Below are 24,080 nucleotides of genomic sequence, written 5' to 3'. Positions count from 1 at the left end.
AGCTAAAAGAATTTTACAATAACGATATTAATAACAACCGGAAAAATCCAGCATCTGTAAGATGTTCATTAAAACCGATGGACTGGCTGATGGCTGACGGGGCAAAAGGGCTCAACCTTACCCAATGCGGAATGTTTCTTATTCCAAGGGGATTAATCGAAAAGTCGGGCCTCTGGAATGGGGAACTTTCTTTAATTGACGATTTCGAATTTTTCTGCAGATTAATCCCGAATGCCAAGGAAATTATATACAATCCAGAATCTATCGTTTATTATAGGAAAGACGTTCCCAATTCACTTTCTAACATATCGGGTGATCGGGCTTTACAATCCGCTTTTATCGCCCTCTCTACAGTAACGCGTAGTTTACTCGAAAAAGAGGACAGTTACAGAGTTAAAAAAGCATTAGCTCAATATTGGAGCGGTTGGATATACCATTTTTATTACCACCGTCCCGATTACTATTCGGCGGGTGCAAAGCAATTTTTTGCACTCACAGGAAAAAAATATTCACCAAGTAATCAAGGAATAACAGGCATACTCGATCGGTTGATCGGATGGAAACTTACAAAAAAAATAAAAATTAAATACAGTGGCCGATAGGTTAAGAATTGCAATTATAGCTGATCCTTTTCTCCCTGTCCCTCCTATCGGATATGGAGGGATAGAAAGGATTATAGATTTTTTGATTAAACATCTGGTTGAGAAAGGACATCATGTTATATTGATTGGACATAAAGACTCAGTGGTTCCCGTTCCATTGATTCCATATGGCAATCAGGATAGTAAAATCAAACACTTGCATAATCTGTTTACGATAAATAAGATCAGAAAATTTAGGCCTGATATCATCCACAGCTTTGGCAGGCTAGCATATCTGCTTCCGTTTTTGCAATCGTCCATACCAAAAATCATGTCCTATCAGCGCGAACCCACAATAGCTCAAATTAAAAAGGCTGTTTCTATAAGTAAAAGGAATACATTAAGCTTTACAGGTTGTAGTAATTATATATCTAACCAAATAAGTGGCTTTGCTGAAGCTATAGCTATACATAACGGTTTTCCTATGGATGTTTATCAGCCTAATTTTACTTATAATTCCTCAGCTCCTCTTGTATTTTTAGGAAGGATAGAGCATATAAAAGGTACGCACATTGCTATTGAAGTTGCTTTAAAAACCAACAGCGATCTAATTATTGCAGGTAATATTCCGGTAGGAGAAATGCATTATTTTAAGGAGAAGATAGCGCCCTTTCTCTCCGAAAAGATAAAGTATATTGGAGTGGTAAATGATTTACAGAAGAATGCGCTTCTTCAACAGGCAAAGGCATTGCTCATGCCTATTCTTTGGAATGAACCTTTCGGGATAGTTATGATCGAAGCAATGGCCTGCGGAACTCCGGTATTAGGATTTGAAAGGGGCGGACTAGCTGAAATCGTAAAAAATGGAATTTCAGGCTTCGTGTGTAATTCGCTCCTAGAAATGATAAGTAGTGTTGTTAAATTGTACACTTTACCGCGAAAAGATGTTTGGCAATATGCCTTTAACAATTTTAATAGTAAACATATAACCGATAAGTATCTTGAGTTATACTATCAGAAGCATAACACTTTAAAACAGCAATGATCTCTTCTTTAAAAACTCTGTTTAAACACCCATATAACCAAAAAAGACCATTCCAAGCCTTACTGAGGTTTACCCAATGGAAATTTATCCGGTTGCTCAAAATAAAAAATCTAACCTACTCCCTATGGAAGGATAGAAAAATTATAATTTGCTATAATTCATTTCAATCGATGTGGGTCCTGTACAATTATATTATTGATTGGGAAGAGTTTAACCTTATTGCCAAATTAGTAGAACCGCATGATGTTGTATTTGATGTAGGCGCAAACATTGGTGTGTATACCGTTTGGATGTCCCAATTTATCAATCAATCAGGAAGGATACATGCATTTGAACCAGACGCCGAAAACTTTCAGAAGTTAGAAAACCATATATCGCTTAATCAGATAACGGATAGGACCACTACTAACAGGATTGCATTGGCCGAAGCTGCAATAGATCTGTTTTTTACTACAATGCTTGATGGTGAGAACCATATCAGCAATAGGCAAAACAACAACAATGTTAAAATCACAGCACAAAGTTTAGATCAATATGCAAAAATATCTCCTGTTGATTTTATTAAATATCTTAAAATTGATGTTGAAGGTTTTGAACTAAGCGTATTAAAAGGGGCAGCTAATTTATTAAAAAACAAAAAAATTCTTGTAATCCAGCTTGAGATTAATAAAACATTGATCAATTCCAACACTACCGTAGAAGAACTTCTCAACTATTTACTTCAATATGGTTACCAGCTTTGTGGATATCGAACAAAAGAAAATAGGGTTTACCCCATTACCTTTTCACAGGAGAGAGAAAATTACTTTGCTATTGCCAACATTGATATGGTAAATAGCATACTTGAGCAAAAATAATTTGAAATTCCGAAACAAGATTGTTTTAATTACATCAGGTCAGCCTACAATTAATCCAAGATTGGTGAAAGAGGCTGATGCCTTGGCAAATGCAGGTTATGATGTTACCGTGGTTTATCAATACCTGAGTAAATGGGCTACTGAAAGTGACCAATCTTTGCTTAAAAACGGTAAATGGAGTGCCTTAGAAGTTGGTGGGAACCCTTCTACAAAAAATAATGTATACCAAATCACCAGGTTTGTATATAAATTTGCCAACCTGCTAGCCAAATGGGTAACTTTAAAGTTTGGAATAGCGGAACTGGCAATTGGAAGGTGCTATTTTTCGCTTTTAAAATCGGCTACCACAATTAAAGCCGATCTTTATATAGCCCATAATCTTGCAGCGCTGCCTGTAGCTATAAAGGCAGCTAAAAGGAATAAAGCCAAGATAGGCTTTGATGCAGAAGATTTTCACAGACATGAAGTATCAAATTCTTTAGCTGATTTCGATGTGCAGCTTAAGACATACATTGAGGAAAAATATATCCCCCAGGTAGATTATATAACATGTTCCAGTACGGAGATATCAAAACAATATAGTCAGCTTTTTAAAATAGAGGCTCCTGTAATTTTAAATGTTTTCCCGAAAACCAATCAGTCATCACAGCCTAATTCCGAAAATCCGCTAAAACTCTTATGGTTTTCGCAAACAATCGGTCCAAACCGGGGGATAGAAACCATAATTGAAGCCTTAAACCAGGTACATTTTCCTTTTGAGCTGCACCTATTGGGAAATTTACAAGGAGATTTTTTAACCAACTGTTATAAAAAAATTAATTTCGATACTAACTGCATTCACATGCATCAACCCATCAATCCTAAAGATCTATTCGTTTTTTCAAGTCTTTTTGATATTGGTTTGGCAACAGAAACAGGTTTTTCTATTAATAATGAACTGGCCTTGAGCAATAAAATGTTTACTTATATACAGTCGGGGTTATCGGTTATAGCAAGCAATACAATAGCCCAGGAAAAACTACTTAAAAAATATCCGGGGATAGGACTTTTATTCGAAAAAAACAATGCCTATTCATTGGCTAAAATATTAGAGGGATACAACCATAACCGAACGGTTTTGAACCAAAATAAGGCAAACAGCTACGAACTGGGGCAACTAACTTTAAACTGGGAAAAGGAGCAAGATAAATTCTTATCAATCATTAAACTTACTCTGAACGATTGAAAAAATTACTTATTATTTCACCGCACTTCCCCCCAAGAAATGCCGCAGATATGCACCGGGTAAGGCTCAGTTTACCACATTACGAAGAAAATGGCTGGCAGCCAACTGTTGTGTGTGTTGATCCGCTTTACTACGATGTAGTAGAAGATCCTTTACTGTTAGAAAGCATTCCAAGCAACGTTAAAGTCCATTATGTAAAAGCACTTCAAAAAAAATGGACCAGTAAGTTCGGACTTGGGAGCTTAGCGCTAAGATCTTTTCTTTTCTATGAAAAATATGTAACCAGGTTATTAAGAAAAGAACATTTTGATCTCATCTTTTTCTCAACAACCGAATTTCCGGTCTGTGTTTTGGGAGCTTATTGGACGAAAAAATTCAATATTCCCTATGTTATCGACATGCAAGATCCATGGCATAGCGAATATTATCAAAATAAACCGAAAGCCCAACGCCCTCCCAAATATTGGTTCTCGTACAGACTCAATAAATACCTTGAACCTATTGCCATGCGAAAAGTTAGCGGTATAATGAGTGTATCGGCTGATTATATTGAAGTGCTTACGCAGCGCTATAATAAAGTAAAAAAAATCCCAACGGCTGTAATCACCTTTCCTGCAGCTATTAAAGATTTTGAAATTGTTGATGCTAACAAAGCGTATTTGGCCACCCCATTATTGAATAATAATACCATCAATCTTGTTTACATAGGTCGTGGCGGGCACGACCTTAAACAAGCAGCTACGCTTCTATTTGAAAATTTCAGGCTGCAATTATCAAAAGGTGATGGTTTATTTGAAAAATTTAAATTTTATTTTATCGGCACTAGTTATGCGCCAAAAGGCATGGGTATTGCAACCATTAAACCAATAGCCGATAGCATGGGGCTAGCTAACCATGTTTATGAACAAACCGATAGAATTTCATATTTTGAAACTTTAGCTTATCTATCCAATGCAGATGGATTAGTTATATTGGGTTCTGATGATCCGGGTTATACAGCAAGCAAAATTTACCCTTATATTCTTTCGAAGAAACCCATACTAGCAATATTTAACCTAAAAAGTAGCGCTGCAGAAATCATTCGGGATTGTAATGCTGGCAGTGTAGCAGATATCCAGAATAAAGTACAGGCAGGGAAAATAATCCAGGATTTTTTAAACAATATGGCTAACCCAAACTTTGTTTACGAACAAATGAATATTGAAAATTTTTCCATTTACTCTGCCGAAGCACTTACAAAAAAACAATGTGATTTATTTAACCAGGTTGTTCAATGCTGATTAAGAAGGATTTAAAGGAAAATAGAATTATTTCATTAGACGGTTTTCGTGCGTTGGCGGCAATCGGCGTATGCTACATTCATTCCTGGTCATCATTTGGAAATCCACAGATAAATCTGTTTGGTTTCGATTTTTCAAAAATATTGGCAATTGGCGGCAATGGCGTAGACCTGTTTTTTGTAATCAGCGGTTTTATTATGTATACGAATTATGGCACTAAAAACTATTCTGTTAAAGAATTTCTAATAAAAAGATGGATTAGGCTCTCTCCTGCATTTTACGCTGCATCCATAGTATACATCTCATTTTCGTATTTTCAAAATGCAGATTTCCCAGTATTTAAAAGCGTCTTAACCAGTATATTTTATCTTAACAACATTCTAAGCAAATATAGCAGTGCCGGTTTATTTTGGACCCTAAGTTTAGAATGGCAATACTATCTTATATTCCCAATATTCACGTGGATTCAGTATCTAAAAAATTTTAAAACTGCGCTCATTATATTTTCATCTGCATTCGGCATAATTCCGTTAATCATTATAATTTTTTGGCCTGAAACAGCATCGCTTCTTACTGATCAAATTCTATTCAGGTTTTTTGAGTTTGCTTTTGGTATGCTGGCAGGGAAATTTTACTATAATAACAACAGTGATAGAAAAATAAATATACTACTGTTTTTACCATTATTGATTATCGTTTATCTAGGTCGTGTGCTCATCTCAAAGAACATTTTGGAAATATTTTCAGTATATAATAGCTTTATTAAATGGCTTGGCTTTTCGATCATGGGACTCGGCTTTGCAGCAATTTTATACTGGGGTTTATATCAAAAATGGTTAACTAAAGTGTTTAAATTTACCGGGTTATCATATCTTGGCAAGCTATCGTACAGTTTTTACTTATGGCACGGATTGGTTATACAGCTATTTGCACAATATCTTATTAAATACGGTTTATTTTCTACCACAAATGTATTTATTACATTCGTTAGTACCTTAATCTTCTTAATTCCAATCTCTTTTATCAGTTATCGTTATTTAGAAAAGCCTTTCTTACATTTCAAGAAATGAAGAAAAAACTCGCAGTAATTATTACACACCCTATACAATACTTTACACCTGTTTTTAAAGAACTGGCACAGCAGTGTAATCTTCATGTTTTTTATACCTGGGGGAAGGCTGCACAGGGAGAAAAATTTGATCACGATTTTCAAAAAGAAATTGCCTGGGATATTCCGCTTTTAGATGGTTACCCTTATACTTTTTTAAAAAATACAGCTAAAGAACCTGGCTCACATCACTTTTTCGGCATACAGAATCCTGATATTGTAGCGGTTATCAAAACTTTTAATCCGCAAGCCATTCTCATTTATGGATGGGCTTATCAGAGTCACTTAAAAGTTCTTCGCTACTTCAGAGGAAAAATTCCATTATGGTTCAGGGGAGATTCTACGCTCTTGGATGTTATGCCTTTTTGGAAGAGGACATTAAGAAAAATCTACTTAACGCTAATTTATAAAATGGTTGATAAGGCGTTTTATGTAGGTAGTGCGGGTAAAGCTTATTTTTTATCTTACGGATTAAATGAAAATCAACTTGTATTTTCGCCCCACGCTGTAGATAATCGTCGCTTTGCAGAAAACAGAAGTGATGAGGCTAATAGCTTACGGCAAACTTTTGGCATTGGGAGTGAAGACATTTTAATATTATTTGCTGGAAAATTTGAGCCACGAAAAAATCCGCTATTATTGCTCAATGCATTTATTGAAACAGCTGCTCAAAATACCCACTTACTATTTGTTGGTAATGGTATTCTCGAATCCGGCATGAAAGCGGTTATAGATAATATCAGATCAGAAAATAGTTCGAAGCAAATTGTAGATCAGATTCATTTCATCGATTTTCAGAACCAAAGTAAAATGCCCGTATGTTATCAGGCCTGCGATGTATTTTGCTTACCCTCCAACAGCGAAACCTGGGGTTTATCCATTAACGAGGCAATGGCGGCGGGTAAGGCGGTAATGGCATCTGAACAGGTTGGCTGTGCACCGGATTTAATAAAAAATAACGAAAATGGGTATATTTTTAAAAATCAGGCAGAGCTTAAAGTATTGATAAAGCAAGTCGCAGGGAATAGAAAACTTCTGGCTGAAATGGGAAAAGCATCAAGCCAAATAATTAAAAATTGGTCAATAAAACAACAGGTTGTTGCATTTACCAATGAACTTGAAAACTTAAAGAATGGCTAAAAGGATATTGGTATTTTGTGGGGGCCATATTATTGCCGGAGTAGAGGTTGTAACCCTTGCTTACCTCGAAGCACTTAAAGATTTAGGGGTAGAAATTTACTGCATTACCAATGCCTGGGGAAATGGCGCATTTAATGAAAGGTTAAAGGCGCTGGCTATTTCATATTCATGTATTAAACTAGGATTTATATATCCAAAAAATATACGGTGGACTTTAGATACTTTATTTCACCTTCCCTCTGCAATAAAAGAGATCAGGAAAGTAATCCGATCCTTTAAACCCGATTTATGTTATCACACATCTTTTAGAACAGTATTTATGACTGGTCTATTTGTAAAGATGAAACATATCTATCATGTTCATGATTATATTGAACCAACTTCTTTTAATAAATTCATTTTAACAGGCATCCAACATAAAACCACCCGGTTTATCACGGTATCCGATGCAACAGCAAAAAGTTTAATGGAGAGTGGCATTAGCGCTGAAAAAGTAAGTACGTTATATAATGGAACATCAATACTACCTGAAAAACAAAATATAGATAATTTTGAAAAACTGAAAATTGGTATTGTAGGTCAAATTGCCATACACAAAGGGCATGAAATGTTACTCGATGCCCTTGGAGAACTTAAAAAAAACAACAACATTAAATTTCACCTCAAAGTTTTTGGAACCGGCGACATTAATTACATTGATAAGCTTAAACAGAACGCTCGAAATAAGGACATTGAATCTAATATCGAATGGATGGGATATAAAGCTAACCTGGATGAAATTTATAAAGATTTAAATTTACTGATACTGCCTTCAATAGCTTTCGAATCATTCGGAATGGTTATTATTGAAGCCGGGATCAGGGGTATTCTTGTTTTATCAACAGATAATGGTGGACCAGCAGAAATAATAGAAGATAAAAAAACCGGCTATCTGTTTAGATCTGGAGATATTAATCACCTGAAAGAGAAACTCTTAATGATTGTAAACAACCCGATAGATTCGAAAAACTGTATCAAGAAAAGTTATTTGAAAATTTCAAAAGACTTCAATATCACGATACAAGCCGAAAGTTTATTAAAAATAATATATAATTAAAATATACTTTGTTTAAAGATTCCATTAAGCTAGGCCCAACATTAACAGGTTTAATCCTTTTTCTTCTGGTAGTAAGCCTATTTAGCATTAACCCCCTACCAACCTTTACTGCTATTTTATTTGTTCCAATAGCAGCTAAATTATTGTGGAAAAAAGGAGAGGTTCCGATTTTATTTTTTGGCATATTGATGCAGTGGATACAGGTATCCATAAAAACCCTCTATGCATCTTTAATCTCTTTACCTTTCCAAAACCTGTTCATTAATCCCTTAAAAATTGAAGAAGCTTTCTATTTTAGTTTATTTGGTTTATTGGTAATAAGCCTGGGTATTAATCTTGCCACTAGGGAAACCGAGACAATTTCGTTTGCAAGTCTGGAAACACCTGTAAAACAATATGATAAAAAGAAAATCATGTTTGCTTACATAGGTGCAATAATTCTCTATCCTATCTTATTAAATGTAGCAGTGAGTTTTGGTGGGTTATATCAACTCATTATTAAACTGCTTGATTTAAAATGGTCGATTTTTGTATTTTTCTTTCTCACTTCATTCAAAGACCGGTCACAAATGAGGCAAAAATTCATCCTCCTTATTTCATTGGAGATCGTGCTAAGTTTTACCGGTTATTTTAGCGCCTTCAAAGAATTTTTCATTATCGGTTTTATATTGTATTTATTTGTGAATGAGAAATTAACCAAAAAAGAGTATTCATTAATACTATTTGCCAGTGTTATTTTGTTTAATATGCTAATTGTATGGCAATTTATCAAACCTCAATACAGATCTTACCTATCTGGTGGAGAACAGGCCCAAATCGTATCTGTATCAAAAACAGAAGCACTAACCAAAGCAATCGAATTGGGGAACTCTATAGATCAGAACAAATATCAGGACGCTGTAACTGCATTAATCGACCGAATTTCCTATATTGATATTTTTTCAGCATCAATTTCTTATGTTCCTACTTCAAGACCGCACGAACACGGACGTTTATGGTTTGATGCGGTTCAAAGAGTACTCATGCCCCGCCTTTTTTTTCCGGGTAAAGCAGCCATAAATGATTCGGAAAAAACCATGATGTATACAGGATTAGGCTTTGCAGGCAGTGCTCAGGGTACCTCTATCAGTATGGGCTATGTAGCAGAATCTTATGTTGATTTCGGATTCCCATTAATGCTTCTCCCATTGTTCCTGTTCGGATTAGTTATTGGTTTCATATTTAAATATATCATCCGTAATTCCTATAACCACATTTGGGCCATTTGTTTGGTAATCCCGTTATTCTTTCAGATCAGTACCTTCGAGTTTGCACTTGATAAGATGGTTGGGAGTTTAATTACATTTTTCATTATTTATCTACTGATCAATAAATTTTTAGCCAAAAGAATTGACCAGTACATCAGGCAATAATTTGACGATTATCCACGTTACACCTTCTTATAAACCCGCATTTATTTATGGCGGTCCAACACAGTCGGTGAGCCGGCTTTGCGAAGTCTTGTCCAATAGTTATACCTTCAAAAACTCAGGAATAGCCAACAACACAAATATCCAGGTACTTACCACAACCGCTAACGGAAAAACCGAACTTTTAGTAATGCCTAATAAACCCATGGTGGTTGATGGCGTTAATGTAATATATTTTAACAGATGGACTAAAGATCATAGCCACTTTTCGCCCGCTCTACTATTAAACCTTTTAAAAATCATTCGCCAGACAAAAAAAACACATGAAGCAACAATTATCCATATTCATGCCTGGTGGAATCTGGTTTCGCTGCTAAGTTGTCTAATTGCCAAGTGGTACAATATGCCCATAGTGGTATCACCCAGGGGTATGTTAACTCCTAATACACTTTCGGGTGGAAGATTAGCTGCAAAAAAAATAATCCATTTTCTTTTTGGAAGAAAGCTATTAACACATTGCACCATTCACGCTACCAGTAAAAAGGAAAAAGATGAGATATTGGGCTTTGATCCGTACTATAATGTAAATATTATACCAAATATTATTCATCTTTCTCAAGGATCTGATCCTATTTTAACAAGAACTGAAAATACGGCTTCAGTATTTAGTTTATTTTTTATATCACGCATCAATCCGGTTAAAGGCTTAGAGCTTCTTTTTAACGGACTAGCCCTGCTCAAATTTGAATGGACATTGAGTATTGCCGGAACAGGTGATATGGTGTACATTAATTCGCTTAAAGATATTGCAATACAGTTAAATATCTCTCATAGAATAACATGGCTCGGGCATCTTGACAATCCGGATAAGTTCAGCGCTTTAAGTACACACGATCTTACAATATTAACCTCAAAAAGTGAAAGTTTTGCAAATGTAATTCTCGAAAGTTTAAGCGTTGGAACTCCGGTATTGGTTTCGGATCAGGTTGGTCTATCCGATTATATTAAAGATAATCAGATAGGTTATGTATGTACACTGGATCCTAAAGATGTAAGCAAACAGATCGACTTTGCATACCAGGATATTATCCATCGTCAAGAAATCAGGAGAAAAGCACCAAATCTTATACAAAGTGATTTTAACGATCAGGTATTGGGCGAACAGTATCTTAAAATATACAAAAGTGCGCTGAAAAATCAGCATATAATAGCTCTGGATGAATCTTAATTTCAGCTTTATCATTCTAACCTTTAACGAGGAAGTTCATTTGCCGCGGCTTTTGGATTCTATTAAGCAACTTAATGCACCAATTTTCATATTAGATAGTGGCAGTACTGATAATACTTTGGCCATTGCAGCTGCGTATAATGCCCAGATACAACATCATTCTTTCGAAAACCATCCAAAACAATGGGATTTTGCGCTGAAAAACTTTAAAATCGATACTCCATGGATTATTGGTTTAGACGCCGACCAAATGGTAACGCCCGAACTTTTCGCTAAACTCTCTGGCTTTAAAAATGAAGAGTATGCGGGCATAAGTGGGATCTATTTCAATCGGAAAAATATATTCCAGGGAAAATGGATCCGTTATGGGGGGTATTACCCAATGTACCAGCTTAAAATGTTCAGAAAGGGAATCGGTTTTTCTGACCTTAACGAAAATATGGATCACCGGTTTATTGTAAGTGGCAATACCCAAACATGGAAGGAGGGCCATATTATTGAAGAAAATCTTAAAGAAAATGATTTAAGTTTTTGGTATGCAAAACATCAAAAGTACAGTGAGCTGGTAGCCAAAGAAGAATTTGAACGATTACTGGGCCTGCGAACATCAGCACTTCACCCAAACCTATTCGGAAACCCCGACGAGCGTAAAGCCTGGTTTAAAAAATTATGGTGGCAACTTCCCCTATACATCCGCCCGTATTTATATTTTACCTATAGAATGCTGTTCCAACTGGGTATATTTGAAGGGAAAAATGGCATCAGGTTTCATTATATGCAGGGCTTATGGTTCAGGTTGCAGGTAGATAAAAAATTAAACATTTTAAAAAAACGAAATAAAGTCCCATATGAGCGAAATCAGTCAAAAAGAAGCTAAGAAACAAGCAGACAGAAAAGCAATCAGATTTATTGTTGCGCTATTTGCCTTGTATATCCTATTTAGTCAGGGCAATTTGTTTATGAACAGTGTAATGAGCGAAGGAGGAAAGTACTACAATGCCTATATTGCACAGCACTTCGATTATATACAGGGCTTAAAAACGGCATTGATTAAACCAGCAGTCTGGATTATTAAGTTATTCGGTTTCTACGCTATCCACAATGAAATGGATGTAATGGTGGTAAATGGTCCATATCTGCGCATCAACTACTCATGCCTGGGGTTAGGCGTAATGAGCTTTTTAGCTGCATTTGTACTTGCATTTCCGGCTCCATGGAAATCTACCCTCAAAATGCTTGTAGTTGGATTGGTTACCATTTATGTTCTCAATATCTGCAGAATTGCAGGATTAGGTCTGCTCTTCGGCTTTTTCCAAAGCCAGAGAAACTACTTCGAATACCATCACGAGATCTTTAACGTGATTGTTTACATCATCATTTTTATTATGCTGTATATCTGGATCAAGCGCAATACCAAAACGCCTAAAAAAACAAATGCCGATCAGGCAACAACAACAGATAACCCTCAAGCATAAACCAAATGTATATTTTAGGGCTTAATGCCTATCATGGCGATTCATCTGCCTGTATTTATAAAGATGGGGAGATTATTGCCGCATCAGAAGAAGAGCGTTTCCGGAGGATAAAACATTGGGCGGGCTTTCCTTCAAAAGCTATCGAATTTTGTTTAACCGAGGCAGGTATCACCATAAACGAGGTTGATTATATTGCCGTATCACGCGATCCAAAAGCCAATTTTTCGAAAAAGATTTTTACTGCATTAAAAAACCGTTTGAGCTTAAAAAATATGATCAACCGGGCGCAGAATCTGAAAAAGGCAAATAGTATTGAAAACGAAATCTGTAATCATTTTCACCTTTCACCGGCAACGCTGAAAGCTAAGGTAGTTCAGGTAGAGCACCACAGAAGCCATTTAGCAAGTGCATTTTTTGCATCACCTTTTGAAGAAGCTGCAATTTTATCGATTGATGGTTTTGGCGATTTTAGCAGTACCATGCTTGCCACCGGAAAAGGGAATCAGATCAAGGTTTTGGATACTGTATCCTATCCACATTCTTTAGGCATTTTTTATACCACATTAACACAGTTCTTAGGTTTCCCCCATTATGGTGATGAATATAAGGTTATGGGCCTCGCTCCTTACGGTACACCCCGTTACGTAGATCTGATCCGTAAATTGATCCTATTAAAAGATAACGGACTCTTTGAACTCGACCTTAAATATTTCAACCACCCTAAAAATGGGGTAAATATGGCATGGGAGAATGGTATACCTGGCATGGATAGTCTTTACACCGAAAATTTAACCACGCTTTTAGAAAATCCGAGGCAACAGCATGAAGAATTATCCCAATACCATAAAGATTTAGCTGCATCCGTACAACAGGTTACAGAAGAAGTTATTTTCCATATCCTTAACCATTTACACCAAAAAACCGGTTTAAAGCGTATCTGCATAGCTGGTGGTGTGGCCCAAAATTCGGTTGCCAACGGAAAAATAAAGCTTAATACACCTTTTATGCAAATCTATATCCCACCAGCCGGGCATGATGCCGGTACTGCAATCGGGGCTGCATTATGGGTCTGGAACCAGCTCGAAAAGAAACCGCGCACAACGCCCATGTTTCATGGTTACCTGGGGAGCAAATTCGACAATGCCTATATTGAGAATATGCTAAAGGAAAAAAACATCCAATATTTAAAGCCTGAACAAAAAGACTTTTTTAACGAAGTAACCAACTGTTTAATCGATGAAGGTGTTGTTGGCTGGTTTCAGGGAAGGGCTGAATTCGGGCCAAGGGCATTGGGCCACCGCTCAATACTGGCCGACCCGAGAAATACAAAAGCAAAAGAGCTGTTGAATGCCAAAATTAAGAGACGCGAATCTTTCCGCCCTTTTGCTCCTTCTATCCTTTCGGAATTTGTTGGAGAATATTTCGAACAGGTTGATGATGTTCCCTTTATGGAAAAAGTTTTTAAAATCAAAGCCGAAAAAAGGTATGAAATCCCGGCCGTTACCCATTTGGATGGTACAGGCCGGCTGCAAACCGTGCATCATCATACCGACGAAAAATACTATCAGCTCATAAAATCCTTCGGCGAAAAAACAGGCACACCAATTTTGCTCAACACTTCATTTAACGAAAATGAACCTATTGTAAATACACCGGAAGAAGCATTAAACTGTTTTTTGAGAACAAAAATGGATATGCTGGTAATGGAGGATATTATCATTAAAAAATAAAAAAATCATCATCTTACCTACGATTGTTTATTAACAAATTTCACCCTTATTTCTAAATCGATTGGTTATAACCAGATCATGAGATTTAACCAATAAAAACGCTTTATCCTGAAGTTAATATATGCAATTTGTAAATTTCCTGGCTGGCACTACCTGTTTTTGCCTGCTTTTAATATCCCTCCATTTATTTTTCGCAAAAAATGGGAGCAGGACACAGAATATACTGCTATCTATCCTATTATTTGCCCGGTTTGGACAGGTACTTAATTCGCTTTTTATTACAACCGGCCGCACAGAACCACTTTCAATATTCTTTCAGTTTTTTACACCGTTCTATTTCGCAGCACCAGCCTGTTTTTATCTTTATATTACCGGTTTTGTATATGAGAAAACGGCGCTTTCTAAAAGAGATTGGTTTCATTTTATCCCTTCCCTTTTGGCAATTATCCATATTATCCCATGGCCTGGTTCAGAAGCTTTAAACTGGGAGCTCATCGTTAAGGAACTTCATGCTGATGGATATCTTTCGCTTGAGGCCAAAAGTGGTTTATTCCCATCCTACATCCATTCTTTGTTCAGACCGCTACTTACCATGACTTATCTGGGGTTAACCTGGTTTACGGTGGTAAAATCAAAGATCCTGAAAAAAAATATTATCGATCATACCACACAGCATTGGGCAATCTTTCTGCTTAAAATCGCTACCTTTTTCCAGCTTTTAGGGCTTTTGCCGGTAATACTAAGGAATATTTCGTTACCCATCGAAAATTCTATTTTTGTAGTAATCAACTGTGCAGCCCTGTTGCTCATCCTCTTATATGCACTCCACAAACCGAGTCTTTTTTACGGCTTTTTATTGGTGGCTATTGATTGGAGCAAAAACGAATGGAAAGAAAAACTGGCTACTGATCATAAACCAACGCCCAACGACTTCGATCTGCTGGAAATAATGAAGATCCCCAAACAGCTTTCAGCAACTTCTAAAAAGATCAACCTTTCGGAAGAACAGATCGCATTGTATATTAACCTGATTAAAAAAGAAATGGAAGATGAATGCCTCTACCTTAATCAGGATCTGCAGATAATAGATGTGGCAACCCGGATCAATATTCCCGTACACCAATGTTCATTTGTGATCAATAACCATATCGGTAAAAATTTCCGCGACTGGATTAACAGTTACCGGATAGCATATTTTTTAAAACAATACCCCATCCTTGCCGACAAAATAACCATAGAGGCAATAGCACAGGAAGCAGGTTTTAAAAACCAGGCAACTTTTTACAACGCTTTCAAAAAAGAAAAAGGTGTAATGCCTACAGCATACTTCTCACAGGAACTGAACTCCTGAGGCCTGTTCGGCCCCGTATTTGGTCTAACGATTGAATCATTAGAGACAAAATACCCCATTCTTTTACTATTTCCCTGAGATAGACAATACATTTGGATAAGCATTTTTACTGGTCGTTTTGACCTGAAAATGACCTAATTTATTATACCTATCCCAAATAATAGTAATGACAACAGGTTCAGACAATCGTCTTCTTATGAAGCCATTTTTCAACTATTTGGAAAAACTTCATCCTTTATCGAAAGAATTTATCAGCTATTACGAGCAAAACTGTCAGGTTGTTATGGTACGAAAGCACAAACACATCCTTTCGCCTATTGATTCAAACAATGCGATGTACTTTTTAATTAAAGGACTGGTAAGGGGTTTTATAAAAGACAGGAAAAAAGATATCAGTACCTGGTTTGGATTCGAGAACCAGATTATAGAAGCCATCCGTCATCCCGAACAACAATCCAATCATTCGGTCGAATACCTGCAGGCACTCGAAGATTGTTATTTGGTGCGCATCCCTTATTCGCTTACCGATACCTTATCATTTAATTATCCTGAATGGGATATAATTGCCCGCAAAATATTGGAAACACAATATTTTATGGCGTCAGAAAGATCGATCATTGCAAGGATACCAACAGCATTGGGCAGGTACCTTAAACTCGAAGATACCGTTTTTGATATAGACCGGGTTCCCCAGCGTTACCTGGCGAGTTATCTCGGTATGCGCCTCGAAACCCTGAGCAGAATAAGAAACAGGGCAACCGATCAGGAAATAAAAATGCTGGCCTAATGATAGATTCAGGATTAAAGTACCTAGATTTTGATAATCAGCAAACCATTCAGCTAAAAGTTATAGCCCAAATTCCATAAAAACATCTGCTGCAAGGTTATACATGGTTTATGTTTTAATACTGTATTTTAGCAAAAAATATTATTAATGGGGTTTATAAGATTTATACTTGCATCGATTGTTGTTTTATGTCACACATCACCTCTGTTTAGTTACCAACCTATCCCCAGCGATTTAGCTGTTCAGATATTTTATGTTATCTCGGGTTTTTACATGACTCTGGTTTTAAATGAAAAATATTTAAAAGGAAATAACTTAAAGTTTTATAAGAACCGGGCATTGAAAATATATCCAATATATTGGATAATCCTTGTTGGGCTGGTATTTTGGGGAGTAATAGTGTTTAAGTTAGGATACCCAGGTACATTATGGTTCTATGATTATGCCGCCCCCTTGCATACAGAAACATGGATTTATCTGATAATCGCAAACATTTTCATAATTGGCCTCGACCTTACCTTTTTAATGGGTATTGAAAACGGACGATTATATTTCACTCCAAATTTTGGTACATCAGATCCAAACGTTTATAATTTTAGTTTCAATAGCATTGCTTGGACGATCGGCGTAGAGCTAACCTTTTATATTATAGCACCATTTATTTTAAGAAAAGGCCTAAAAATTCCCCTTTTAATATTTTTCGGAAGTATTTTTCTGAGGGTTGTCCTATCAAATATGGGTTATTCCTCCCATCCATGGGATTATATGTTTTTCCCTAATCAGCTGATGTATTTTATGGGTGGATGCTTATCATATCATTTTTACAAGTACCTACGCCTTAAGAAGATTAATCAACGAATTAAGCAAATTAGTTTTATGTTATTAATTAGTTTAATTCTCTTCTATTCTTATATTCTACCTAACGATTTAAACAAGCAAATAGTTGTTTTCAGTTTGATAATACTTTTAATCCCAATTTCATTCATCTATACTAAAGACAGTAAAATTGATCGGTATTTAGGCAACTTATCATACCCAATATATGTTTCTCAAATCTTGATAATAAATATAACAAGGGCAAATGCCTTTCCAAAAATATTTGGTTTAGGCTTTACTACTTTAACAATTGTTTTGATGGTAAGCGTTTTACTCGAGAGGTTTATAGCAAGACGGATTGAAAGATTAAAACTTGAACCAACAAATATGGTCGTAAAATAACGCGAAGTGCGCCATCTGTTTTTTACCTTTGCAAAACAAGCTTGTAAAGCTGGATCAAAAAATTACACAGATGAACGTTATACTGGCCTCTACTTCTACTCTTTTTGGCGGGAATTACCTTGAATACCTTACAGATGAGCTTATCAACCTTTTTAAAGGGGTAGATGAAATTGTTTTTATACCTTTTGCTAGGCCAGGAGGTATTTCGCACGGGGAATACACTGCTAAAGCCAAAGATTTTTTCTCAGGCCTCAATATTACAGTAAAAGGTTTACATGAATTTGCCGATCCTGTTGAAGCCGTACATACAGCAAAAGGCTTTTTCACCGGCGGCGGCAATACTTTTTTATTGGTAAAAACATTGCACGAGCTTGGATTGATGGATATTTTAAGCGAAAACATCAAAAAAGGCAAAGCCTATTTGGGTTGCAGCGCAGGCAGTAACATCGGCGGGATTAACATGAAAACCACCAACGACATGCCGATCGTTTACCCTTCATCTTTTGATTGTATGGCCCTGGTTCCATTTAACCTCAATCCCCATTACCTCGACCCAAATCCTGATTTAAAACACAATGGCGAAACAAGGGAAACAAGGATCAAAGAATTTTTAACACAGAACAACATCAAAGTAGTTGGCCTGCGCGAAGGCAACTGGATCAGGATAAAAGGCGATAAAATAACGACAGAGGGAAGCGAACAAACAAGGATTTTTGAACCCGGTAAAGCGCCCTATGAATTAAAGCCGAGTGCCTCGTTAGTGTAAGTTTATTTATGTAATCCGCGGCTTTTTAAATAAATCAGAAGATCGGTTGGGCGGTCGGTTTGCAGGATTACCGGATGATAATTGATCAGCCAGCCCCAGCTTTCTTCCTTTTCATTTCTTTCAACCGCACGGTCATCATCGTGCCCGCCATTTAGCGATGGCCACAAACTGTTTAACCAGATTAAAGGTTTTCCGTTCATTGCTTTCACAACTTTTAGATTGGCCAAAGTATCGGTATCAAAAATAGGTTGTACAATGGTTTTCTTATTGGCAGCATAACCATCGATGACGCTTTTCATACCCTTGTTTTTTACATTTACTACTACCATTAAATAAGCATCATCCGGAATCGTATTTTTAGCTTTCAATTCTCCATAAGGCATATCATCGCCAACATTAACAATGGCCTGATCGGTGGTAGCCGTTTCGCGCAGCACTTTGAATACGAGGTCGAGATGGTCATTCCCTTTATCCACATTGATCAGGATTTTTCCCTTTGCTGCCAGCATCATCTCACGCATGGTAGGAATCTGGTTTTCTGTAACACGGCCAAGCCCATTCCTTAACCTGAACTTTTTAAGTTCTGCCAAAGTATAATCTCCCACTTTTCCTTTTGCGTTTGTAGTACGATCGATGGTATTATCGTGCATCACCACCATTTCACTGTCTTTGCTCATTTTTACATCAAGCTCCATAATATCGAATCCTTTATTGATGCTGTTATAAAGCGCCTGTAGCGAATTTTCGGGCGAATTTCTCCAGTCGCCACGGTGTGCAGCAACCAAAATCTGCCTGTTCTTTTCCTGAAAGATACTCTTAAGTTTTTCGGCAGGACTTTGTGCCAACGAAACAAATAAATGGAGGATGAGCGATAAAAAGATTGTAATACCGAAAATTTTCATACAAATAAGGATAATGGATTTAAGCGCAAAAGTATTAACAGCCGGTTAAGCCATTATTCCATTAATGTTAATTCTGGCACAAGTCCGGACATGAATATGCCGGATCGGAAATTTTATAAAAAAATGAACTGTTTTTCGCCCGATTTTAAAACCCGTTCGTCGAGAATTTCACTGCGTTGGTATAATACGGCCAAAACGGCTGAAACGTTTTCCGAATGGCTGCGTCTCATTATCAAACAATCACAAATTATTAATTAAAAATATAAATAAAAACATTATGAAAACTTTATTCTCAACCTCAGCAAAATCGTTAATGGCAGCTTTAGTTTTAAGCGCTTCAATCTTCAGTACAAATGTAATGGCAGGCGAAAAACAACCTGTTAAAATGTCGGCACCAAAAAACTTCGACAAGGTAGTGGTAAACGGAAATGTAGAAGTAACCCTGATCCAGAACGGTACTGAGGGTGTTGGCTACACAGACGATAACACGGGCAACGTAAAAGTAGTACAAGACGGATCGGCACTAAAAATTACTTCAACCAACAACAGCCCTGCAAAAATTACGGTCTATGTAAAAAATATCTACAGGGTACAGGCAGCTGATGAAGCTGTTGTAAAAACAGAAGGAAAACTAAATGTTCAATATCTTCAGGTATTTTTAAGCGGAAATGCAGTTGCCAAAATCAACTCAAAAACCGAAAGTTTATATACAGTAATGGAAGGTAATGCTGATTTAAAATTGAGCGGTGCCACACAGAACCACAACCTGGTAATGGGAAACACTCCAAAATTGAACCTTGATAAATTTGCCGCTTCGAAAACTGAAATGACAGCGCCGGTTACAAGCATCCTTCAAACTGCTGCTTTATCTAAGTAACTATTATACCATCATATTAAAAAGCGACAAAATTTTGTCGCTTTTTTGTGCCCCGATTTTTCGGATTTCAAAACATATATTTACGGATCATCCTGATCAATAAATTATAGCCATCAACCAAATGAAAAACATCTGGAAAATTTTATTTGTGCTCGCCTGTGTTTCATGTCGTTCGGATACACAAAAAAACACCAAAACTGCCATTACCGATACGGTAAAAAAAGCAGTTGAAGTAAAAAAAAGCGTTGATAGCCAATCCCAAAATAAAACCATTGCCGAATTTGTGGATTATAATGATGATGGCGATTATTTTCTGCTCATAGCACGCAGGAAGAATGAGATTTTATCTTTTATTAACGACAATAATGATGATAGAAGTTTGCTAAGGGGTGATATGATCGAAGTACTATGGAAAACAGATACCATTTATATTGCTGGCGACGGCGATACCCCGCAACAGGCTGAAAAGATCATATCGGTAAAAAAACTAAAAGACGGCAATGTTTCCAAATTCAGAAAAACGTATAATAAACCCTTAAAATACAATTGGCCACAGGAAGAGAGTTATTCAAAATCTTATCTGGATAAACTTTATGCCCTGGTTGAATATTATGTAGCCAATACGAAAAACGAACAATTGCAATTACTGGTTAAAAACCGTAATGAGATAAATTATTCCATCGAAAAACAGACGAGGGGTGATAAAGAATATGTGCTTATTGGAATTGCCACAACCGAAGAACATCACATTAATACTGTACAGTGGTTATACTTAGATAATGAACAGGATAAGCTTTACGAATATGATTTAGTAAACGATAATTTAGTTGAGTTTAAGCAATAAATATTGTTGGAAAACTTATAGACATAATACTATCAACCAGTTATATTTCATTGCTTCCTGATATTTTTCCATCTGGCAAACTCCGAAGGGCTTATCCTATAGCGTGCAAAATTACCTTCATGCAAAGATAGGATTTCATTTTCTACAGCCTTAATAAATTCTTCCCTATCCTCATTAGGTATACTTTGTGCATTGGTTCTGATATATTCTAGTATGTTATTGCCATTATCTACCTTTAGTAATACAGAGGTAACTAATTCTCTGATGGGTGTTCGGTATTTAAGCTTAAAAGCATCCGGTTCTCCCAAAGATTGTCGGATCACCTTATACTTATCAGCAGATCGTTCGTACGACCATATAAATACATCCTTCAAAAGGTTAATGTCATTGTATTCATAAACAGCCATCATACCTTGAATGTACAGATCTTCGGGTACATCGACGAAGGACAGCGGTGAAAGATTTTTTTTAATTAGTGGGATATTAGCTGCCAATCTGGATACTCGTTTGTTCACATCATCGAAAGGCTGTAAATAAGGCAAATGAACCATTAAGAAAAACGATTGTTCAAACGGATCTTTAATTTCGTTTACTTTTTGTAAAATAAGATCAAAGAATTCTTCAATGAGTTGTGGAATGGCCAAAGGCGTAAATACGGAACCGGCAATCGCGACCGGCATTGACCTTAGCCTACCTGGAGCTTCAGAATCAGGTAGCAGGTTATTAGCGAGCATAGCATGTATGTTGAGCACAGTATAGCGATTATATCCGATCTCATCAGCCTGCTGAGCAATAAACTCTATCGCATCTTTATGGTTTAAGATCATCTGCGCATCTTTTGCCGACTTTTCGTTATCTACTTCTCCAAATTCGATCAATCGCTGTGTATCCAGTAAACTATATGTATTTCCTTCCAATCGGCTCGAATTCCATGACAAATCTATTAATAACCGATTAAGAATTTGTTGTGCATAAGTTCCAGCTGGTTGCTCTATTTTAGTTTCACCTATTTTAGTTAAATATTTTTTTTCTTCGAGAGAAAGATAGCTATCAATATTTGGACGGTAAAATTTTAGAAGATTTTGTTGATACCCCACAATAGCCCTTTGCTGGATAGGAGCAGTTATAAAATCAAAGGCTTTCTGCCCCGCAAATGATAGGGGAATTAACGTTTTTTGTTTGCTCTTTCTTTCTTCATCTACAATATTGCTATTATCTTGTGCAATTCTATATGTTGTCGCTCTGGCAGCACCAGTGATTTCTATTAAGCCATTATCGGCCAATTGCTGTAGCCAACGTTGTAATGTTCTTTTTGTAACATTAATTTCCAGATTTGTACTGATATTATCAATCCCCACTCCATTGGGAAATTTTGTTATCAGATTTATCAGAAGTTGATTACGCTCATTTTTGTTCATATCGCGACATTTTCACAAGTATTGCGACAAATATACTGATTTCAGTGTCGCAATACTAGTATCGCGACATTTTTGAGTAATTTTTTGTCGCAATACTGGTATTGCGACAAGTTTTATATTCTTTAATTATTAGTATGCAAATAAAGTCAGCCTAATAAATAACCTAAACAGTTAAAAATAATTTCACCATTCGCCCGATTTAAACAGCCGTTCGTCGAGGATTTCGATGTGTTGGTATAATAGCCTGTTTTATGGTGCAACGTTTTGCCCTTACCTGCGTCTTATCTACAAAAACAGGAACAAAATATTATAAAAACATATAAATAACAGCATTATGAAAACCTCAATCAAAACCCTAACAAAATCGCTTTTAGCAGCAATTGTTTTAACATCATCTATCTTTTCTACAAGCGTAATGGCAGATGAAAAACAACCAACAAAAATTTCGGCTCCTAACAACTTCAGTAAAGTTGTGGTAAGCGGAAACGTTCAGGTAACATTGGTGCAGCGCCAAAAAGAAGGTGTAAGTTATGATAACGACAATGACGGAAAAGTAAAAGTAATCCAGGATGGTTACGCTTTAAAAATTTCTTCGGATAGTAAAGAAACAGCAAAAGTTACTGTTTATGTGAAAAATATCTACAGGGTACAGGCTTCCGAAAATGCAGTAGTAAGAACAGAAGGTAAATTGGACACGAAATATCTTCAGGTGTTTTTAAAAGAAAATGCTGTTGCCGAAATCAACTCCAACACCGAAAGTTTGTACACTGTAATTGAAGGTAATTCTGATTTAAAACTAAAAGGTGCAACACAAAACCACATTTTGGTAATGGGAAAAACACAAAAATTAAATTTAGACCGTTTTGCAGCTTTAAAAACGGAAATGAGTACTCCTCAATCACTTCAAATTGCAGCATTGGCTAAATAAACCATCACAACATATAAACAAGAAGGCGGTAAATTTAATTTTACCGCCTTTTGTATTTTAAAGCTTTTTCTATTTTTTTAATTAAAAATCTGTGCTTCCCTGTAATCGTGGTTTATACGTTCGAGTTTACCGGCATTAAAATGCAATTTTACTGTTGAGGTTCCACTGATACTTGAGCTTACGAAATCAGAAAATACAAATTGCCAGTCGCTATAATTGCTCATATCAGCATCGTAAGCTTTATTTAAGGGCTTATCAGAAAGTAAAAACCAGTAAGTACTATAGGCCGGTAGCTGGTGTATTTTTAACAATTTCGCCCCCAGTGAACTAACAGGATCATCTACCTTGATTGCTGTATCGTCGGCCACTCCATCGGGCCATTTTGTAACGCCTGCAGTTAGTCCGCCACCCGCAGCAATTTCCTTTACCTTATCGCCTGTAAAAAGAAATACTGCACGGTTTAATGTTCCGGTACTGCTATAAATGGTGATCGCATGGTAAAATTGAATAATTTCAGCTGGTTTCTCTGGAGAAGTATAGGGTTTCCGGCCAGAAATATTCAGGTATTGAAAATCGAGTGTTGGACCGGCCTTTTGTAGCTGGGCATACACTTCGGCCTGGCTACTGCCAATCTTAATCCCCCATTTTTCGCTGGTAGTGATTGTTTCAGAATAATCGCCCTGTTTTTCTTTTTTACATGCCGATATCACTATCAGCAGGAGCATCATCGGTAATAATTTTTTCATTGATCTGGTTAGGTATTGATTTTACGATTAAAACGTATAATTAACCTCGGTCGCTACATCTGCAAATAA

23 protein-coding genes are annotated in these 24,080 nt (G+C 36.5%); 20 read left to right on the top strand and 3 right to left on the bottom strand.

Features of this window, described 5'->3' with window-relative positions:
- The 17 genes from B2V92_RS22345 to pepE all read left to right on the top strand — a co-directional run.
- Positions 1-602 (top strand): hypothetical protein (locus B2V92_RS22345; protein ID WP_293312292.1); only part of this gene is annotated, 602 nt, incomplete at its 5' end.
- Positions 592-1,626: a glycosyltransferase gene (locus B2V92_RS22340; protein WP_293312290.1), complete on the top strand. Its 1,035-nt coding sequence runs from the start codon at positions 592-594 to the stop codon at positions 1,624-1,626. The genes B2V92_RS22345 and B2V92_RS22340, both read left to right, overlap by 11 nt.
- Positions 1,623-2,483, top strand: coding sequence for an FkbM family methyltransferase (locus B2V92_RS22335; protein ID WP_293312288.1), 861 nt, complete (start codon positions 1,623-1,625; stop codon positions 2,481-2,483). Before B2V92_RS22340 ends, B2V92_RS22335 begins: the two co-directional genes overlap by 4 nt.
- A 1-nt stretch (position 2,484) precedes the next feature.
- Positions 2,485-3,708, top strand: a complete 1,224-nt coding sequence (locus tag B2V92_RS22330) for a hypothetical protein (RefSeq protein ID WP_293312287.1) — start codon at positions 2,485-2,487, stop codon at positions 3,706-3,708.
- Positions 3,705-4,988 (top strand): glycosyltransferase, encoded by a 1,284-nt coding sequence (locus B2V92_RS22325; protein WP_293312285.1) that lies wholly within the window; start codon positions 3,705-3,707, stop codon positions 4,986-4,988. Before B2V92_RS22330 ends, B2V92_RS22325 begins: the two co-directional genes overlap by 4 nt.
- Complete coding sequence (locus B2V92_RS22320) at positions 4,982-6,058, top strand: acyltransferase family protein (protein WP_293312283.1); 1,077 nt, start codon at positions 4,982-4,984, stop codon at positions 6,056-6,058. The genes B2V92_RS22325 and B2V92_RS22320 overlap by 7 nt, the downstream gene beginning before the upstream one ends.
- Positions 6,055-7,236, top strand: coding sequence for a glycosyltransferase family 4 protein (locus tag B2V92_RS22315; RefSeq protein ID WP_293312281.1), 1,182 nt, complete (start codon positions 6,055-6,057; stop codon positions 7,234-7,236). Before B2V92_RS22320 ends, B2V92_RS22315 begins: the two co-directional genes overlap by 4 nt.
- Positions 7,229-8,332, top strand: coding sequence for a glycosyltransferase (locus B2V92_RS22310; protein WP_293312279.1), 1,104 nt, complete (start codon positions 7,229-7,231; stop codon positions 8,330-8,332). Before B2V92_RS22315 ends, B2V92_RS22310 begins: the two co-directional genes overlap by 8 nt.
- Before the next feature lie 8 nt (positions 8,333-8,340).
- The gene (locus tag B2V92_RS22305) at positions 8,341-9,744 is read left to right on the top strand and encodes a hypothetical protein (RefSeq protein WP_293312278.1); all 1,404 of its coding nucleotides are present in this window, start codon (positions 8,341-8,343) and stop codon (positions 9,742-9,744) included.
- Positions 9,722-10,969 carry an XrtY-associated glycosyltransferase XYAG1 gene (locus B2V92_RS22300; protein ID WP_293312277.1) on the top strand — a complete coding sequence of 416 codons (1,248 nt, stop codon included), beginning with the start codon at positions 9,722-9,724 and terminating at the stop codon, positions 10,967-10,969. Before B2V92_RS22305 ends, B2V92_RS22300 begins: the two co-directional genes overlap by 23 nt.
- Positions 10,959-11,846 carry a glycosyltransferase family 2 protein gene (locus tag B2V92_RS22295; RefSeq protein WP_293312276.1) on the top strand — a complete coding sequence of 296 codons (888 nt, stop codon included), beginning with the start codon at positions 10,959-10,961 and terminating at the stop codon, positions 11,844-11,846. Before B2V92_RS22300 ends, B2V92_RS22295 begins: the two co-directional genes overlap by 11 nt.
- Entirely contained in the window at positions 11,818-12,444 is a 627-nt protein-coding gene (gene xrtY / locus B2V92_RS22290) for an exosortase Y (protein ID WP_293312274.1), read from the top strand. The genes B2V92_RS22295 and xrtY overlap by 29 nt, the downstream gene beginning before the upstream one ends.
- 5 nt (positions 12,445-12,449) lie before the next feature.
- On the top strand, positions 12,450-14,174 hold the full coding sequence (locus tag B2V92_RS22285) for a carbamoyltransferase family protein (protein WP_293312272.1): 1,725 nt from the start codon (positions 12,450-12,452) through the stop codon (positions 14,172-14,174).
- A 121-nt stretch (positions 14,175-14,295) separates the two neighbouring features.
- On the top strand, positions 14,296-15,525 hold the full coding sequence (locus B2V92_RS22280; RefSeq protein ID WP_293312270.1) for a helix-turn-helix domain-containing protein: 1,230 nt from the start codon (positions 14,296-14,298) through the stop codon (positions 15,523-15,525).
- Positions 15,526-15,721: 196 nt separating this feature from the next.
- Positions 15,722-16,312 (top strand): Crp/Fnr family transcriptional regulator, encoded by a 591-nt coding sequence (locus B2V92_RS22275; protein ID WP_293312268.1) that lies wholly within the window; start codon positions 15,722-15,724, stop codon positions 16,310-16,312.
- 147 nt (positions 16,313-16,459) lie between these two features.
- Entirely contained in the window at positions 16,460-17,530 is a 1,071-nt protein-coding gene (locus tag B2V92_RS22270; RefSeq protein ID WP_293312266.1) for an acyltransferase family protein, read from the top strand.
- A gap of 70 nt (positions 17,531-17,600) precedes the next feature.
- On the top strand, positions 17,601-18,296 hold the full coding sequence (gene pepE / locus B2V92_RS22265) for a dipeptidase PepE (RefSeq protein WP_293312265.1): 696 nt from the start codon (positions 17,601-17,603) through the stop codon (positions 18,294-18,296).
- A gap of 2 nt (positions 18,297-18,298) precedes the next feature.
- Here the strand turns inward: pepE and B2V92_RS22260 are convergent, their stop codons facing one another.
- Entirely contained in the window at positions 18,299-19,198 is a 900-nt protein-coding gene (locus tag B2V92_RS22260; RefSeq protein WP_293312263.1) for a glycerophosphodiester phosphodiesterase family protein, read from the bottom strand.
- A gap of 277 nt (positions 19,199-19,475) precedes the next feature.
- Between B2V92_RS22260 and B2V92_RS22255 the strand changes: the two genes are divergently transcribed.
- Together B2V92_RS22255 and B2V92_RS22250 are read left to right on the top strand one after the other, a co-directional pair.
- The gene (locus B2V92_RS22255) at positions 19,476-20,075 is read left to right on the top strand and encodes a GIN domain-containing protein (RefSeq protein ID WP_293312261.1); all 600 of its coding nucleotides are present in this window, start codon (positions 19,476-19,478) and stop codon (positions 20,073-20,075) included.
- Positions 20,076-20,196: 121 nt separating this feature from the next.
- The gene (locus B2V92_RS22250) at positions 20,197-20,919 is read left to right on the top strand and encodes a hypothetical protein (protein ID WP_293312259.1); all 723 of its coding nucleotides are present in this window, start codon (positions 20,197-20,199) and stop codon (positions 20,917-20,919) included.
- A 47-nt stretch (positions 20,920-20,966) separates the two neighbouring features.
- Here B2V92_RS22250 and B2V92_RS22245 read toward each other — a convergent pair whose 3' ends face one another.
- Positions 20,967-22,337, bottom strand: coding sequence for a Fic family protein (locus tag B2V92_RS22245; protein ID WP_293312257.1), 1,371 nt, complete (start codon positions 22,335-22,337; stop codon positions 20,967-20,969).
- A 334-nt stretch (positions 22,338-22,671) separates the two neighbouring features.
- On the opposite strand from B2V92_RS22245, the gene B2V92_RS22240 reads away from it, so the two are divergent.
- Entirely contained in the window at positions 22,672-23,265 is a 594-nt protein-coding gene (locus B2V92_RS22240; RefSeq protein WP_293312255.1) for a GIN domain-containing protein, read from the top strand.
- Positions 23,266-23,342: 77 nt separating this feature from the next.
- On the opposite strand, the gene B2V92_RS22235 is transcribed toward B2V92_RS22240, so the two are convergent.
- Positions 23,343-24,011, bottom strand: coding sequence for a hypothetical protein (locus B2V92_RS22235; protein ID WP_293312253.1), 669 nt, complete (start codon positions 24,009-24,011; stop codon positions 23,343-23,345).
- Positions 24,012-24,080: the final 69 nt, after the last annotated feature.

The sequence above is a fragment of the Pedobacter sp. UBA5917 genome (genome assembly GCF_002432345.1).
In the GTDB taxonomy this organism is placed as follows: Bacteria; Bacteroidota; Bacteroidia; order Sphingobacteriales; family Sphingobacteriaceae; genus Pedobacter.
The sequence above is the reverse complement of the archived record's forward strand: the minus strand, read 5'-3'. Positions and strand labels throughout refer to the sequence as shown.

What these genes read in the sequence shown, in the direction of transcription:
- B2V92_RS22255 (WP_293312261.1), top strand. Translation starts at nt 19,476, where the DNA reads ATGAAAACTTTATTCTCAACCTCAGCAAAATCGTTAATGGCAGCTTTA.
- B2V92_RS22245 (WP_293312257.1), bottom strand. Translation starts at nt 22,337, where the DNA reads ATGAACAAAAATGAGCGTAATCAACTTCTGATAAATCTGATAACAAAA.
- B2V92_RS22270 (WP_293312266.1), top strand. Translation starts at nt 16,460, where the DNA reads ATGGGGTTTATAAGATTTATACTTGCATCGATTGTTGTTTTATGTCAC.
- B2V92_RS22280 (WP_293312270.1), top strand. Translation starts at nt 14,296, where the DNA reads ATGCAATTTGTAAATTTCCTGGCTGGCACTACCTGTTTTTGCCTGCTT.
- B2V92_RS22295 (WP_293312276.1), top strand. Translation starts at nt 10,959, where the DNA reads ATGAATCTTAATTTCAGCTTTATCATTCTAACCTTTAACGAGGAAGTT.
- xrtY (WP_293312274.1), top strand. Translation starts at nt 11,818, where the DNA reads ATGAGCGAAATCAGTCAAAAAGAAGCTAAGAAACAAGCAGACAGAAAA.
- B2V92_RS22285 (WP_293312272.1), top strand. Translation starts at nt 12,450, where the DNA reads ATGTATATTTTAGGGCTTAATGCCTATCATGGCGATTCATCTGCCTGT.
- B2V92_RS22310 (WP_293312279.1), top strand. Translation starts at nt 7,229, where the DNA reads ATGGCTAAAAGGATATTGGTATTTTGTGGGGGCCATATTATTGCCGGA.
- B2V92_RS22240 (WP_293312255.1), top strand. Translation starts at nt 22,672, where the DNA reads ATGAAAACCTCAATCAAAACCCTAACAAAATCGCTTTTAGCAGCAATT.
- B2V92_RS22275 (WP_293312268.1), top strand. Translation starts at nt 15,722, where the DNA reads ATGAAGCCATTTTTCAACTATTTGGAAAAACTTCATCCTTTATCGAAA.
- B2V92_RS22235 (WP_293312253.1), bottom strand. Translation starts at nt 24,011, where the DNA reads ATGAAAAAATTATTACCGATGATGCTCCTGCTGATAGTGATATCGGCA.
- B2V92_RS22315 (WP_293312281.1), top strand. Translation starts at nt 6,055, where the DNA reads ATGAAGAAAAAACTCGCAGTAATTATTACACACCCTATACAATACTTT.
- B2V92_RS22260 (WP_293312263.1), bottom strand. Translation starts at nt 19,198, where the DNA reads ATGAAAATTTTCGGTATTACAATCTTTTTATCGCTCATCCTCCATTTA.
- B2V92_RS22320 (WP_293312283.1), top strand. Translation starts at nt 4,982, where the DNA reads ATGCTGATTAAGAAGGATTTAAAGGAAAATAGAATTATTTCATTAGAC.
- B2V92_RS22335 (WP_293312288.1), top strand. Translation starts at nt 1,623, where the DNA reads ATGATCTCTTCTTTAAAAACTCTGTTTAAACACCCATATAACCAAAAA.
- B2V92_RS22250 (WP_293312259.1), top strand. Translation starts at nt 20,197, where the DNA reads ATGAAAAACATCTGGAAAATTTTATTTGTGCTCGCCTGTGTTTCATGT.
- pepE (WP_293312265.1), top strand. Translation starts at nt 17,601, where the DNA reads ATGAACGTTATACTGGCCTCTACTTCTACTCTTTTTGGCGGGAATTAC.